We start from the raw sequence: 15,849 nt of genomic DNA, 5'->3' as shown, positions 1-15,849 counted from the left end.
TATTTAATAAGCCCTTTAAGTATATGGACAATACTTAAAGGGCAGCTAAAGTATTCTACTTATTTCTTAAATGCTATAATAAACGTTTTAATTTCATAAGGTTTGATAGAAAATTTCCATTCATTTATATCCTTCTTTTCTCCAATAGCCCGCTCCATTAAATCACACTCTTGTATAGATTCGATGTTTAAATCACTCTTCAGCGTAACATTTGTTCTAGCACCAGTAAATTCATGCAATCGTACAATAAGCTTATCGCTGTCTTCCGCTTTTTTTATTGCATCTATTAATACATTATACTTATCTACAGCAAAGAATGATATATCCTTTCTAGCACAACCTTTTGTATAAGTTAAAGGATTATTCAAATTCCATGCTTCTTCCACTGTATTTCCTTCTATCCAACTATCTTTGTGAGGCAAAAGACTATAAGTAAATTGATGTTCTCCTTGATCTTGGGTAATATCAGGATAAGTTGCTGACTTTAGTAAAGTAAGTCTTATTACGTTATCCTTAATATCATGTCCGTATTTACAATCATTTAATAAGCTTACGCCATACCCCCTTTCTGATAAATCGACCCATTGATGTCCAACCGACTCAAAACGAGCGTAATCCCAGCTTGTATTCCAATGAGTCGGCCTTTTTACATTTCCATATTGAATATCATATGTTGCTTCTGTTGCTCTAATGGCTACTGGAAAAGCAACTTTCAGTAATTGATCTTGTTCATTCCAATTTAAATTTGTTTTAAAGTCTATTCTTCGATTTGTCGAATATACCGTCATGTTCTGAACGATAAGTGAATTTTTATATTTCCATTTAAATTGTATAATAGAACGCAACGAACTGTTTTCGATTAATTCCACATGTATTAATTCATCGACTTCACGCATCTTTTGTTGGTAATAAATATCGATATCCCAAGCATCGTACTGCATTGGTTTATCCTCAAATACTTGTAATACATTTCCCCTCGAACCTTGAGGCAATATATCTCTATTGCTTTCTTTATCCAATAATTCGATTAATTGGCCTTTTTCATTCCATTTTATCCGATAAAATGGTGTTGCAAGCTCATTTTGACCAAACGTGAATTTTGATTCAAGTTCCTGTTTTCCTTGTTGACAATGAATAGTTGTAATTCCCGTTGATGGCAGATTTTTCACATTAATTAACCATGTTTTATCAGCAGTTCGTTCTGCTTCTAAGAGGTTTCCATTATTATCAATCCACTGAATATCAAATCCTACATCTTCCCTAATTTCCAACAGATCATTTCTTATAAATGTGGAAGAATTAAAGACTGTAAAGGCATTTTCTTTGTCTGAAACTAAAGCATTAGCACCATTCTTCCATTCATGATATGCCAATGCTTCCGCTTCCTTATACTCTATTTTACTATCTTCATAAACTTCTTGGATGGACGAACCTGGAATAATATCATGAAATTGATTTCTTAAGACAATTTTCCAACTGTCTTCTAATTTTTGTTTTGGATATAGCAACCAATTTTCCTGGATAGCACAATTTAATGCATTTATCCATTCTGCTTCTCTTAGCAACAGTTCCATTTTTCGATTCATTCGTTTATTGTGCGCTTGCGAGGTATATGTTCCACGGTGATATTCTAAATACAATTCTCCATCCCATGTATGTACATATTGATCTGTCGAATCCACCGTTTCATGCAAGCGCTTAAAATATTCATCCGCTCTACCAGTTTTAACTTTCGGAAGACCAGGCATTTTATCTAATCTTCTTCTCATTTCCAGCATTTCTCGATTTACTCCACCGCCCCCATCTCCATAGCCATATGACAGAAGTAGCTCCTGATTCACTGATTTATCCCGGTACGCCTCCCATATTCCCTTCACTGTTCGAGGAGTGATTTTTCCATTATAAGTGTAAAACCAATACTCATCTTCTGGTGTTGTTATAAAATGTGTAAGTATTTCCGTGCCATCTATCCCCCGCCATTTAAAAGTATCATGGGGCATTTTATTATACTGACTCCAGCTGATTTTTGTGGTCATAAATGTTTTTATTCCTGATTTACTAAGAATTTGCGGCAGTGCCCAGCTATATCCAAAAACGTCTGGCAGCCATAAGTATTCACATTCCCTTCCAAATTCCTTCCGAAAAAATGCTGTTCCCAAAAGCAGTTGTCGAACAAGAGATTCACCAGATGTTAAATTGCAGTCCGCTTCCAGCCACATTGCCCCATCCGCTTCCCAACGTCCTTCCTCGATACGTTTTTTCATTTGACTATAAATCTCTGGATAATCATTTTTTATATATTCATAGAGCTGAGGCTGAGTTTGTAAAAACACATAGTCAGGAAACTTCTCCATCAGCCTCAGTACAGTGGAAAAAGACCTGGCTGCTTTTTCTCTTGTATGTTTTAATCTCCATAGCCATGCTACATCAATATGTGTATGGCCAATCGCTTGAACCGTTACAGGATAGTTTTTCGGCATTTCGTCTATTTCTGCTTGCAAATATTGATTTGCCTCATTTACTGTTTGATAAAACTCTATCGAATCACTAATGGACCAATCGATGGACAGAAATGCTTTATCCAATGCCTTTAAAAGCAGTTGTCTTTCAGGTTGTGTTTCTGGTAAGTACTTAATCGTTTCCAATACAGCCTTTGAAGTATAATATAAATCATCTGCTTCTTCATCTAACAAAGAAATATATGCTTTATTTAGTTTATGTTCCTGAATAGTCGGTTTACCCCCACCTTCTAACCCAGACCATAAGCGGAAACTTAGCTGAACTTTCTTACCGGCCAACTCCTTAGGCAGAAACACCTCTTGATGGTTCATATCTACCCCTTGATAGGGTTCCCCATTTACATACAGCAAAGATTCAAAACTCGAGTTATTTCCCCCGCCTGTAATGCCAAAATCAAACACGCCAACAATTGTTTGATTATTCCATTCTTTTGGAATCTCTACTTCTGCAAATAGCCATAAATATTTATCTCTCCCTGCCCATCTTTCCTGCAATTTAATTTCTTCCCATTCCCCGTTACTTGGAGGTTTAGCCCCTACATCACCCTCTGCATCCAGCTGCATCTGAAAGGAAGAAATCTCTTTCACCTGTTTATATCTATATGTTTCCAATTCTACTATTCTTTTTTCTAATTTTTCAATTGTCCAAAACATATTCATTATTCCTCCTTGCAATATTATTATCCTTTTGAAGCTCCACCAAGACTAAACCCCTGTGACATAAATCGTTGAGAAAAAATATAAAGCACTACTGCTGGAAAAGTATATAATAAGGAAAAGGCTGCTAGTTTTCCATATTCAATCATTCCATAGCTTCCGAAGAACTGAAAAATGGTTACAGAAGCTGGGAATTTTTCCGGAGTTTGTATCAAGATATAAGGAACAAAAAAGTTGCCCCAACTTCCTGTGAATGTAAAGATTCCAACTGTACAAATACCTGGCAGCATTAATGGAGAGACAATTTTTTGCAAACTCTTCCATACAGATGCACCATCAACCCATGCTGACTCCTCTAACTCTAAAGGAACAGCATCCATAAAATTCTTCATCATCCAAATTCCATAAGGCAATCCTGATGCAGTCAAAAAAAGCATTGTCCCAATAAGGCTATCTTGTAAATTCATAAATATGAAAAGTTGATAAACTGGTACCATTACTGCAGTAATTGGAAGAGAAGTCATAAATAAAACGGTATACATAAATGGTTTTTTATATTTTAATGCATATCTAGATAACGGATAAGCGGCTAAACCAGCTACTATCACTACCAATATAGCTTGGCCAAAGGATAAAAAGATGCCAATAAAAAAGGACTTGACCGTAGCAGGGTCTGACAAAATAGATTGAAAATTAGCTAGAGTCAATGATTTTGGCATTTTTAGTGCCTGCTGTGCATTCGGATCAAATGCAGCTGTTAATACCCAAAGTAAGGGAAGTAAAAATGCCATGCCGATTAAGGTTAAAATAATATAAGGAATAATCCTTTCCCTTTTGAAACGATTCATATGAAGAAATGCCCCCTTTCTCTATACATTGGCTTTCATGGAACGCATATAGATTAAACTTGTTATAATTCCTATCACCAGCAAGATGAGTGATATTGCGGTTCCATAACCTAATTGATAATTGACAAAGGCCTGATTATACATAAAAATTGGCAATGTTTGTGTAGATGTTCCTGGTCCTCCGCCAGTCATTGCAAAAATCAGAGTAAATACACCTAATGTTTGTAAAGTAACGAGTATCATATTCGTTACTATTGAACCTTTTACCATTGGCAGCACAATTTTTAAAAGTGTTTGAAACCTTGTTGCCCCATCTATTTTTGCTGCTTCTTCAATTGATTTTGGCACATCGTCTAAAGATGCTTGAAAAACCAGCATGGAAAAAGCTGTACCATGCCAAATGTTAGCAATGATTACACTTACCATAGGGAATGAATATAGCCATGTTATCGATTCTAATCCCAAACCATTTAAAATAGTATTTAATGTTCCATTATCACTTAAAAAAGCTACCCAACAAAAGGCAACAACGATTTCGGGAGTTACCCAGCCTGCAATAATAATAATGCCAATAATTCTTCGAAATGATCTATTTTTTTCCTTCATTAATAACGCTAAAATAAATCCCAAAACTTGTTGGCCAATCACTGCAGAAAAAACCAAAAATACGATCGTATTAATTAAACTAGTTTTAAAATTAGGATCTTCAAACATCGTGACAAAATTTTGAAAACCGACAAATTTTATGCTTTGAGCTTCAGATCCTGTTAAAGCTAAATTGGTAAATGCAAAATAGAACGTCAACGCTATTGGTCCCACAAAAAATATGAAAAGAAGTATCCAGGCAGGCAGTAAAAATAAAAAAGAGCCCCTGATTTTATTGTCTTTTTTCATTTTTTTATTATTTGGAGCTGATAGGATAGGTTCGGTTTTCATTTAAACACCTCACTTTATTGGATTCCCCCCAGAAATAGGTTAAATACAAATCTATTTCTGGGGAATTTCCTTTTTATCTTTCTATCACTAAGTCTTCCCCTACTAATTTTGTTACATTTTCTTTATACTGTTCTACTGCCTGTTTTGGAGTTAATTTATTTGTTGCAACATCTTCTACCAGCGTCTGTATAATTGTTGATACATTTGGATATTTATCTACTGCTGGTCTGAATTGAGCATTTTGTAAAAACCCTGTGGCTTCTTTAAACATAGGAATTTCTTGATAAGTTGGATCTTTGGCAACATCATCTCTTGGTGTTAAGCTTCGATCTTTAAGCAGAAGTGATAAATTCTTTTCTTTACTAGAGGCAAATTGAATAAATTTCCAAGCTAAATCTTTATTACTTCCATTTTTCGGAATAGAAAATGCCCATCCACCGGACATAGTTACATTACCAGCACCTTGACCATTTTCTGTTGGCATTGGCGCAAAACCGAGAACATCAAAAGCATCTTTCCATGGAGCTGATCCATCTTCTCTCCAGTTTCCAGTTTGCCAAATTCCATCAATCCCCATTGCAAGCTTACCTTTTGGAAGAAGCTGCTGATAAGCAATTGTCGAACCGTTACCATTTAGTACTTGTGATAAATTGGCTCCTAAATCTTTTTCGTAAACATCATCGATAAATTGAAAAGTATTTAACAGTCCAGCACTTTTCACAATCCATTTTTTGTTTTCATGATCGTATAAAGGATCTTCCGTACCATATAAAAGCATCTCAAATGTTTGCATAGAGGTAGCTTCTCCTGTTGCTTTTCCAGAGTTCATCCATAAAGGAGTTACTTCTTTGCCAAATTTTGTTTTAATTGCTGTTGCAGCATTTAATATATCTTCCCATGTTTTCGGCTGCCATGGGACTTCTATACCTGCTTCTTTAAATAATTCCTTGTTATACCAAATCCCACGGGAATCGGTATTGTATGGCACTCCATATATTTTTCCATCTTGAGCCATAACACCCTGTTTTACATTTTCAGTAAAATTGCTCCAATCATCCCAATTTTTAATTTTTTCATCTAAAGGTTCTAAGTATCCAGCACTCGCATCTGAATTAACCATAAATGTATCCTCTGTCACAAGATCTGGAGCAGTATTTTTTGACTTCAACATAAGAGCAATCTTGGCAAAATAATCTCCTTCCGAAACATTAAGTGGGGAGAGGTCAATTTTTGCACCTTTGTTTTGTTTCTCAAATTCTGGAATTACCTCTTGGTTCAACCATTCAGTTAATCCGGCATTAGCTCCTCCACCAGATCTATACGTTATTGTTATGGTATTATCGTTCTCTTCCTTTTTTGTTGCGCTTTGATTAGAACATGCACCTAACAAGAAACAAGTTGCTATAAGACTAACAATCCCTACTTTCGTCCTACCCATTAATAAAACCTCTCTTCCTGTTTAATAATAAAAGTGCTGATCATCAAAAGGAAACGCTTACATAATAACGTAAAATTTTTTAAATGTTTCTCCCCCTTTATTCATATAAAATATTTTATACACATAACATACTTGATATATATGATATATGTCAATATAGATAACATGTTTTTCTTACTACTATTTTCGACATTTTTTTAAAACAATCAAACAATAGTACAGTTCCTCCTCTATATATAGTTGTTTTCCCATAAAGTTTTCACCAAATTCTAGATAAAAAACAACCCTTTATGTATCCACTTACATTTTCTGATATTTATGATGAACTTTTGGTTATTTTTTGGTATACTATCAATATGAACAGGAAATGAAATAAAAAATAATAACGCTTACATTTCATTCCATTCCTAAAAATACAAGAAATAGAAATATCTGCATAAGTCTTGAGTATTTTCTTATTTTTTGTCTTTTTTTATGAATAATAGCTAATCTGTTTGATAATTGATGAAATAAGGGTGGGGAACCTATGTTAAAAACAAAAAGGATAAAACAAATACAAGATTTTGTATTAGAACATCAAACAGTCTCGTTAGATGAGCTGGTTACCGTATTTGATGTTTCCAAAAATACGATTAGACGGGATGTCCAAGAACTAGTGGAAAATGGGCTTCTAAAAAAAGTATATGGAGGAGTTGCAATCAATCACAGCAACCTCATCTCCTTCCATGATCGGCAGATTCAAAACAAAACAGAAAAAGAATTAATCGGAAAAGCAGCTGCTGAGTTTGTGGAAGATGATGATATTATTTTTATTGATTCAGGAACCACTACTCTAGAAATGTTAGAATATTTAAAGACCAAACAATTAACAATTATTACTAATAATCTGGATTTTATTATTCAAGCATTGCCGTATGAAAATTTAAATGTTATTACACTGGGCGGCGTTTTAGAAAGAAAAACAAAAGCATTTACAAGTGTCAAAAGCATGGATGTCATTAAAGCATATAATATTAACAAAGCATTTATGGCCTCTACAGGCATTTCCCTTTCAAACGGTGTGACAAACTCGTCTCCTTTAGAAAGTGAAATTAAAAAAAATGTGGTAGAAAGAAGTTCTCAAGTTTTTTTGCTAGTGGATCATTTAAAGTTTGATAAATACGCATTAATGACCTATTGCAGCTTAAACGAAATTGACTATTTAGTGACAGATCAAGATCCAACAGAAGCCTATAAAGAATTTGCAAATGAAAATAATCTTGATTTGATTGTAGCAACCTAAAAGATAAACCACCTCCTGTTTTTTAGAGGTGGTTTTTAAAAGCGCAAGAATTATTAGATTATTTAATGATTTCCCCCAAAAAAATACACGAACAAAAAATTTTTAATAGCCAGCTATATTCATTACGAGCTTTTACTACCATACAAAAGATTGCTTCTAATCTATTCAGAAAGGATCTGCTGCGAGAATGAGCGTATTACATAAACAATTGCCTATATATACTAAAAATAGTTATGCGAAAAAAAATCATTTTTTATTTTTATCTTCTGTATTTTTCTTTTGGTTTGCGATTTATATTTATACACCTGTTTTCGGTTTATATTTAGAAAATATCGGTTTTTCCTATAATTCTATCGGCTTTATTTTAGGAAGTTACGGGATTACCCAAATACTATTTCGCTTCCCTCTTGGGATTTTGTCTGATTTGCTTCATGGGATGAGGCGCTATTTGCTTGTACTCGGATTTGTAATGGCCTTAATAAGCTGTGCCCTCTTTTTAATCTCTGAGACTTTTTATATCATTTTACTTGCTAGATTGCTAGCAGGCATCACCGCTTCTATGTGGGTAATGGCTACCATCCTTTATTCTAATTATTTTTCAAAAGAAAAATCTTCTAAAGCTATGAGCATCCTGCAATTTTTGACGGTATTTTCTCAATTTGTCAGCATGGCTATCTGCGGCTATTTAGTAGAATATTTTGGCTGGGAGATTCCCTTTTGGATTGGTGCTGTTTCTGCATTGCTCGGAGGAATTTTAGCATGGAATATTAAAGAAGCAGAAATTGAAAGAATTACAGAAAGCAAAAAGGTTTTTGCCATCATAAAAATGACTTGGCATATTCCACAATTAAAAATGATGACCTTTCTTTCTTTTATTGCACATTCTTTATTATTCATTACGATATTTGGCTTTAGCCCTATGTATGCAGCAACGCTTGGGGTAAAAGAAGGCTCCCTTTTATGGTTAACAAGCGCTTTTTTTATTCCCCATGCTCTCGCTACCTTTAGTCTTGTATTTATTAAAGTAAAACAAAACTATGTATCATCTGTTCTCATATGCTGTTTTACGGTTGCCAGCCTTTTTGTATTTTTTATTCCATATACAAACAATTTATTTGCATTAAGCATGCTGCACGCTGTTATTGGCTTAAGCCTAGGATTCGTTTTTCCGTTATTATTAGGGCAAGTCGTCCACCACAGCCCAGGAGAATTAAAAATGTCAGCTATGGGATTTCATCAGTCTTTTTATGCAATTGGCATTTTAACTGGCCCCATGTTTGCAGGTTATATCGCAGAGTACCTAGGTTTAGCCGACGTTTTCTATTTCACTGCGTTATTATCGATCATTGCAGCCATTCTATTAATCACTGTAAAAATGAAAAGATTAACAAACACAAACGGAACTTTATAAAAGACGCAAAAACAGGGCAGAATAGCTGTCCTGTTTTTTTAGAGTGTATTAAATAGTTTTGCTTTGCAAGTCTTTTCGACGGTAGATGCTTAACATTACTCCTATGCTAATAGAATGAAGCAACAGTGGAAGATTCCCATAACTGACAAAAGGGAGATAGATTGAAATAATCGGCAACAATCCCAATATCATGCCAAGATTATATGCAACTGGAATTAAATATAAAACAATGCCGCCAATTACTAATAATTTCGCATATGAATCTTGTACTTGCACTAAATTTAAAATTTTTCCCATTCTCCATAAAAATGATACAAGTATTATAATAATAACTATCCCTATCATATAACCGTATCCATTCACAATAGAAATAAAAGCAAAATCAGCATGTTCACTAGTAATAGAAACGGTCTTTGAAGCGCCAAACCACTTCGCATTTGCGAGCACTTCTTTTATTTTGAAATAGATGAAACCAGTATCTGATCCTTCCGGGTGCCAAAAGTCCATTAACCTTCCTAATTGATACTCTTTTTCTGTCAATAAAAATTGAATGATGAATAGAGAAAGTAAACTTACACTAATGCTCGTTATCCATCTAACTTGTTTTCTTCCAAGCACACTCCACCATAACATCACAAAAACCATCATTATATACATCATCATTTGTACAATACTTTGATTACTTCTACAGAATAATAGTAAAGAAAACAGCAATAAACTAATAAACTGCCAACCTTTTAGCCCTTTATGATTAAAAATCCCTGCCCAGCCAAGGAAAAAGAAAGGCAATGCGCAAAAACCATTAACAGGAATAGTAGCGATAATCAAATAAGAATATCCATTCACTGCAATACTAGGAAAAAAGGTTAAACAAGCCAGAATACTGCAGCCGATTGAATAAAAATACATCCCCCATTTCTCCAGATTTTTATAATCAAATAACATAACACTCACTGCTACTCCTATTCCGAATAATACTTGTATTACTTTATTTGCAATAAAACTATTGCTATCATATCCTTCCCCCATCACAAACAATGGCAAAAAACCAAATCCAAACGCTAACAGCAGTAAACCAAACATCACCCAATCGATTTTTGGACGGTGAAGTTTATTGAGATCCCTTCCTAACTGAAAAGGATTGCCCATTTGTTTGACGGCTTTATCTTCAGCTTCCGTTTCTTTTAGCCCTTTTTTCAATAGCCTTACTTTTATTTGTTTTATATGCATACGCAGTTCTTTATCTACAAAGGCCTTTGCTTCCTTTGATTTTATTTGACTTGTCACCTCTGAAAGAAAGGAATTCTCTTTATCGCCCATTTATTTCACCCTTCCAGCAACGCTTCTAACGCGTAATGTTTCTTTTCTTGTCTTTCAGCTTTTTGCAGCAATTTTCGTCCCTTGTCATTTAATTGATAATATTTTTCTTCTGCTTCCATCCATTGCCCTGTTATATATTGCTTCTGCTCCAAACGATGCAATAATGTATATAAAAAGCCTTCTTTCTCTTCAAACTTCTGAATGCTGCGAGCACGCAATAATTCTGCTAATTCAAACCCTGTTCTTCGGCTTGTTAATAATTGCAGCAAGGCAATCAACACCATCTCATCTGTTCTCTGCTCTTGCTGAATTTTTTTCATAATATGAAACTTATGTTCATCTTGAAATTGCAGCTCTTTAAATAACGTATTTTTCATCGCTTTTTTTAAACCTTTTAAGCGGTTCTCCACCATTAATCCCTCCATTCTTTTTTTAATAAAGCTTTTGCTTTTTTCATTCTTGTCTTAATGGTATTTTCATTCACATGAATAATTAAAGATATTTCCTTGATTGTCAGCTCTTCAAAATAATAAAGATAAATGACTTCTCGGTATTTAACCGGAAGCTTCATCACAAAAGAAACAAGTCGTTCCTCTTCTTCTCGTTGAATAATAACATCTTCCACCATTTCTCCATTGCTTGTCAGGCTGCCTTCATTTTGCATTTCCACAACATTTTTGTTGTACCAGCTTTTTAAATAGTCTTTACAATGGTTGATGGCAATTCTCCAAAGCCATGTTTTCAGACTAGAATTTTGTTTATATGTATGAAGAGATTTATAGCACTTTACAAAGATATCTTGGGTCAAGTCTTCTGCAAGTGCTTTATTGTTTACATAAGAAAAAGTCAGCTGCAGCATATCTTGTCCATATTTTTCGATAATTTCCGCAAAAACTGCGTCTATATCCTCTAAATTCCATGCATCTATTATTATTTCATCCACCACTTATCCTCCTTTCCTCTAATTAGACGACATGCCTATTTCATTAGTTTTTATAAAAAGAAAAAAGTTGTCTAGAATGGATAAACTGCTCCTTTCTAAACAACTTTTTCTTTATTCTTCTGCCCATACAGCTTGATGCTTGTTCTTATCCATCTTACTGAACATTATATAATAGATAACGGCGCTAAGAAGTGCAAACATGAATATAATCATAAATGTCCATGTATACCCAAACCATGCACTCATTGGAATCGACAGCGGCGCAAGCATTTTTGAAAAAGTAAACCGCAAGCTTGCTGCGGCAAAATACTGCCCTCTTTTATCTTCTGGGGCAATTTCGGAAATAAACCCTTGCTGAATGCCTGCTGTCATCAGTTCTGCTAGTGTAAATATTGCCATTGCAAACAACATGCCCCATATCCATGATGTTTGGCTGAAAAGAAAAATCGATATTGCATAAATGATCGACGATAGAATAAACACATTCTTTTCTTTAAACTTCGTCATCCATCTTGTTACCACAATCGTAAATAGCGCAACTAACAGCCCATTTTCCGCTAATATTAATCCAAATGCTTGCGTATTTTCTATCACAAGGGACCATTCTCCAAATGACAATAATGGCTGATTAGAAATATTTTCACTTACATAAACAGGGAATAAAAGATCGAGCTGCATAAAAGTTTGTCCAACTAACACGCCTGCGATAATAAATAATAAAAATGTCCGATCTTGGACGATAACACGATAGTCTTTCATTTGTGCACCTATCGCACGAAGCCAATTTTGTTTTTCTGTTCCCCCTACATGTTGATACGCAGGAGCCGTTTCCTCAATCCAAATTTTTAAAATAATGCTTAAAACAATATTAAGAATTCCTGCACTAATCAATAGGGGAAAACGATAATCTTTATAAAAAATCCCGCCAATAATTGGTCCTATTACTACTGCAATATTAATGCTTGTATAAAAAATAGCAAATACGCTGCTTCGATGTTTTTCAGGAACAACATCTGCCACCATCGCTTGACTTGCCGGCCAGTAAATAGCCCCAAACATGCCGATAATGGTAAAACAGATAAACCCTAGAATGGGTGAATCAAGCCAAGGTGAACTTGATAAACCGAAAATAACAAAAGCAATTCCTTGGATACAAGCAGACAGCACCATCATTTTTTTCCTGCCAAAGCGGTCTGCATAATAACCTCCAAGAAGATTTGCCATAACCGAAAATGCTTGAGAAACAATCAATAATATTCCTGCAGATGTTTTTCCAAAGGAATCAGTAAAATAAATAGCAAGGAAAGGAAAAAACATCCAAAATGTAATATTTACAATTGTCTCTCCTGCTAAACGTATCTTTAAATTTCTATCCCAATCTCTAAGACGCATACTCTAGTTTGCTCCTCCAATTTCTATTCAAAAGACTGATCATCATAAAAAATGAACAAAAAATCAATATAGGTATTCTAATATAGCAATTTCCTAAAAATGATTCCCACAAAAAAACCTTATTCTAATCGAATAAGTGTTTTTTGTGGAATCTTTCTTTTTTGTTTAAGTTAGAATTTATCTTTTTTAGATGCTGCAGACGAAATGATATAGTAGCTAATGACAAGCACTAAAATAGAACAAGTATATAATAGTGTTTGCATAGCATTATCATGATATACAATAATTAATCGTACCATTGCCGTAATACCAATGTAAAGAAAATAACGGAGAGGGAAATGATAGTCTTCTTGGAAATATTTAACAATAAGAGCGATAAACTCGAAATATAAGAAAAAGATTAGAATTCTTTCCAATAGTTCATAATTTGTCTGGCTGTTCTCTAAAGAAATCGCATACTGAACAAAATAGATAATCTCTTCAATCATTAATACGCTTAATGTAACAGCAAGCAGCACCAATGAAATATTTAATATAAGCTGCAAAATAGACGACAGCCTGACATGTTGTTTTATATGCTGTTTTTTTTCACTTTTTCTGGATTCCACCTTAATCCTCCAATAAATATAATAGTTTCCTAATTATATTTTACATGCAGTTAGCTTTTCCTTCTAGAAAAATATGCAGAAAATTTATTAATATATGGTAAATTGCTTTTTTCTGCAATTAATGTTGTCTGCTTAATTTTCTTGATTGGAGCCAGCATCAAAAAAAAAACTGCTGTCATAGTCTCTGCCTATATAGCTTTTCTAAAAAGAATGCTAATATTTTATTGGAAAAAAAATACGCATTTAAAATATTCTCTCTATCGAATTTTCTTTTTTGCTCCATATAAAGAGAGATAATTTGATGGACCATGTCAGTTAGTAAATTAGGCAATGGACAGCCATTTTTGCAAATATGAAATAGAGGAAAATAAGCATATGCCTGATTAGTACTAACTGCAGATGGGGTTTCTACATCATAGTCTGAATGGTGTTCCATACTGTATAGTTTAATTAATTTGCAGCATTCCTCTTGAAGAAGAGAAGAAAATAAGTCCTCTTTGCTTCTGTAGCATTCATAAAAGGTTGCACGCCGCAGGTCACTTTTCCTCATAATATCTGAAATAGTAATAGCTTCATACTTTTCCTTTTCCAGCAAAAGTTCCTTAAATGCATGCTGCAATATTTCTTCTACTTTGCTTTTTTCTCTATATTTCCCTGTAATCTTTATGCATATCCTATTAATTCTATGCTGAGATTCATCGTTAAATTTGTGAAACTTTTCACAAATTTCATTAAATGAAAAAACCCTATTCTCTTTTACTGCATAAAGGCTAGTCATATAAAAAGACACTGCTCTACTACGTACCAATAATTCATCATTAGAGACAGACTGCTGACACTCGAGGAAAAAATCATAAAAATCAATATATGGCTCCATTTTTCGATCAATAAACGTTTGAAAAAAGGGTTTGTTTTTTTGTACAAAATCAAGTATTGTACAAAAAATAACATCTTCCTTTTTTATTTTGTCGCAAATCTCATTCGTTTCCGTCAAATGTTTAGACAATTCTTCTTTTTTTTCTGCAACTATTTCGTTAAAAATGGCATATTTGTCTGGATAAAATTGTAGCATAATCTTACGGCTAACATGTGCTTGTGTGGTAATGTCTTTTACTTGAATATGCTGAATTCCTTTTTTGCGCAACAACATCAACATCGTATGTTTTAAATGGTTGGTAACCTGTTGTACCTCTACATGGGACATAACGACATCTCCTCCTAAGATAAACGCTTGCTTTCAACTGATTTGATAAGGAAAGTATCCATACCCTTATTATAACAGAAAAGGATATTTCAAAAAAACTACATTTTGTTATAAAACAGTTTTTTTGCATTTACGCTTTTTATACCTATCACACCTAAAAAATCTCATTTAATTTTTCCCTATACAGGATGTTAAGAAAAAACGAGAGATCTAGGCAGGCAGGAACTTGCTGAGTAATATCCTATATAACAGTACACAGACGTTAGGAATATAGAAAATACTAATCATTCAAATTTTTGATTTATTTATGAGTTATAAAAAAAATGAAAGCTGAAGGGTTCATCTGTTAGAATACAAGCAGAATAAACAATTAGGAGGATTTATGTGAAAAAAAATCTTTTAATTATGGGCGGGGACAAACGCCAAGCTGATGTAATCAAGCAGTTAGCAGCTCTTAATATCACCCTTTATTTAGCAAGCTTAGAAGAATTAAACTTTAATCATAAAAATATTAAACATGTTAAACCTAACCAAATAGAATTTCCATTAATGGACGGCATTCTTCTTCCTATACCTGGTATACATGATGGGGGGAAAATTGAAACGGCATTTTCCTCTGAGACCATTATTTTAACAAAAGAAATGATTGCTAAAACAAAAAAAGAATGTGTCATTTATTCTGGTGTTATTACTCCATATTTACAGGAGATTCAACGTGCAGCGAACCGAAAAATGATTGCTATCTTTGAACGGGATGATGTAGCTATTCTAAACTCCATTCCAACGGCTGAAGGTGCGCTTATGCTTGCTATTGAAAACACGCCATTTACTATTCACCAAGCTAATGTACTGGTACTCGGATTTGGGAGAGTCGGCAAAACAGTTGCACGACTATTTCATTCTGTCGGAGCTAGGGTAAGTGTATGTATTAGAAAACAAGAAGATGTTGCAAGAGTTATCGAAATGGGAATGGCGCCTGTATGGATCCAGAATCTTCCTGAAGCAGCAGAGAATCAAGCTATCTTTATTAATACAATGCCCTATTTCGTAATAAACGCAAGTATTCTCGACCATATAAACAAAGATGCTCTAATTATTGACCTGGCTTCCAAACCAGGAGGAACTGATTTTGCTTATGCAAAAAAGTTAGGCATCAAAACATTATGGTCTTTAGGACTTCCTGCTAAAGTAGCGCCGAAAACAGCAGGTGAAATTATTGGGAATGTATTGACGGAGTTATTTATAGAAAATCTTTAAAATTAATAAGGAAAAGGATATTCAGCAATGAGAT

General features: G+C 34.0%; 13 protein-coding genes. 3 read left to right on the top strand and 10 right to left on the bottom strand.

Going from position 1 to position 15,849, the window contains the following annotated elements; genetic code table 11:
* Nucleotides 1-59: 59 nt before the first annotated feature.
* From CWS01_RS12895 to CWS01_RS12880, 4 genes are all read right to left on the bottom strand, one after another.
* The gene (locus CWS01_RS12895) at nucleotides 60-3,173 is read right to left on the bottom strand and encodes an alpha-mannosidase (RefSeq protein WP_101177614.1); all 3,114 of its coding nucleotides are present in this window, start codon (nucleotides 3,171-3,173) and stop codon (nucleotides 60-62) included.
* Between the two features lie 26 nt (nucleotides 3,174-3,199).
* The gene (locus tag CWS01_RS12890; RefSeq protein ID WP_101177613.1) at nucleotides 3,200-4,024 is read right to left on the bottom strand and encodes a carbohydrate ABC transporter permease; all 825 of its coding nucleotides are present in this window, start codon (nucleotides 4,022-4,024) and stop codon (nucleotides 3,200-3,202) included.
* 21 nt (nucleotides 4,025-4,045) lie between these two features.
* Nucleotides 4,046-4,960 carry a carbohydrate ABC transporter permease gene (locus CWS01_RS12885; protein ID WP_407938568.1) on the bottom strand — a complete coding sequence of 305 codons (915 nt, stop codon included), beginning with the start codon at nucleotides 4,958-4,960 and terminating at the stop codon, nucleotides 4,046-4,048.
* A 73-nt stretch (nucleotides 4,961-5,033) separates the two neighbouring features.
* Entirely contained in the window at nucleotides 5,034-6,398 is a 1,365-nt protein-coding gene (locus CWS01_RS12880) for an extracellular solute-binding protein (protein WP_101177612.1), read from the bottom strand.
* A 526-nt stretch (nucleotides 6,399-6,924) separates the two neighbouring features.
* Between CWS01_RS12880 and CWS01_RS12875 the strand changes: the two genes are divergently transcribed.
* A complete protein-coding gene (locus CWS01_RS12875) occupies nucleotides 6,925-7,680 on the top strand; it encodes a DeoR/GlpR family DNA-binding transcription regulator (RefSeq protein ID WP_101177611.1) in 756 nt (251 codons plus the stop codon).
* A 187-nt stretch (nucleotides 7,681-7,867) separates the two neighbouring features.
* The gene (locus CWS01_RS12870) at nucleotides 7,868-9,091 is read left to right on the top strand and encodes an MFS transporter (RefSeq protein ID WP_101177610.1); all 1,224 of its coding nucleotides are present in this window, start codon (nucleotides 7,868-7,870) and stop codon (nucleotides 9,089-9,091) included.
* A gap of 48 nt (nucleotides 9,092-9,139) precedes the next feature.
* On the opposite strand, the gene CWS01_RS12865 is transcribed toward CWS01_RS12870, so the two are convergent.
* From CWS01_RS12865 to CWS01_RS12840, 6 genes are all read right to left on the bottom strand, one after another.
* The gene (locus tag CWS01_RS12865) at nucleotides 9,140-10,411 is read right to left on the bottom strand and encodes an FtsW/RodA/SpoVE family cell cycle protein (protein ID WP_101177609.1); all 1,272 of its coding nucleotides are present in this window, start codon (nucleotides 10,409-10,411) and stop codon (nucleotides 9,140-9,142) included.
* Nucleotides 10,412-10,416: 5 nt separating this feature from the next.
* Nucleotides 10,417-10,821: a PadR family transcriptional regulator gene (locus CWS01_RS12860; RefSeq protein ID WP_101177690.1), complete on the bottom strand. Its 405-nt coding sequence runs from the start codon at nucleotides 10,819-10,821 to the stop codon at nucleotides 10,417-10,419.
* Nucleotides 10,822-10,823: 2 nt separating this feature from the next.
* Nucleotides 10,824-11,354, bottom strand: a complete 531-nt coding sequence (locus CWS01_RS12855; protein ID WP_101177608.1) for a sigma-70 family RNA polymerase sigma factor — start codon at nucleotides 11,352-11,354, stop codon at nucleotides 10,824-10,826.
* A gap of 111 nt (nucleotides 11,355-11,465) precedes the next feature.
* Nucleotides 11,466-12,746, bottom strand: coding sequence for an MDR family MFS transporter (locus CWS01_RS12850; RefSeq protein ID WP_101177607.1), 1,281 nt, complete (start codon nucleotides 12,744-12,746; stop codon nucleotides 11,466-11,468).
* Nucleotides 12,747-12,916: 170 nt separating this feature from the next.
* On the bottom strand, nucleotides 12,917-13,354 hold the full coding sequence (gene psiE / locus CWS01_RS12845; protein WP_101177606.1) for a phosphate-starvation-inducible protein PsiE: 438 nt from the start codon (nucleotides 13,352-13,354) through the stop codon (nucleotides 12,917-12,919).
* A gap of 175 nt (nucleotides 13,355-13,529) precedes the next feature.
* Nucleotides 13,530-14,558 (bottom strand): TetR/AcrR family transcriptional regulator, encoded by a 1,029-nt coding sequence (locus tag CWS01_RS12840; protein WP_101177605.1) that lies wholly within the window; start codon nucleotides 14,556-14,558, stop codon nucleotides 13,530-13,532.
* Between the two features lie 384 nt (nucleotides 14,559-14,942).
* On the opposite strand from CWS01_RS12840, the gene dpsA reads away from it, so the two are divergent.
* Complete coding sequence (gene dpsA / locus CWS01_RS12835; protein WP_101177604.1) at nucleotides 14,943-15,815, top strand: dipicolinate synthase subunit DpsA; 873 nt, start codon at nucleotides 14,943-14,945, stop codon at nucleotides 15,813-15,815.
* Nucleotides 15,816-15,849 lie beyond the last annotated feature (34 nt).

The sequence above is a fragment of the Niallia nealsonii genome, from assembly GCF_002835805.1.
Taxonomy (GTDB): domain Bacteria; phylum Bacillota; class Bacilli; order Bacillales; family Cytobacillaceae; genus Niallia; species Niallia nealsonii.
Note: the sequence above shows the minus strand (reverse complement) of the source record. Positions and strands in the feature narration are given on the sequence as shown.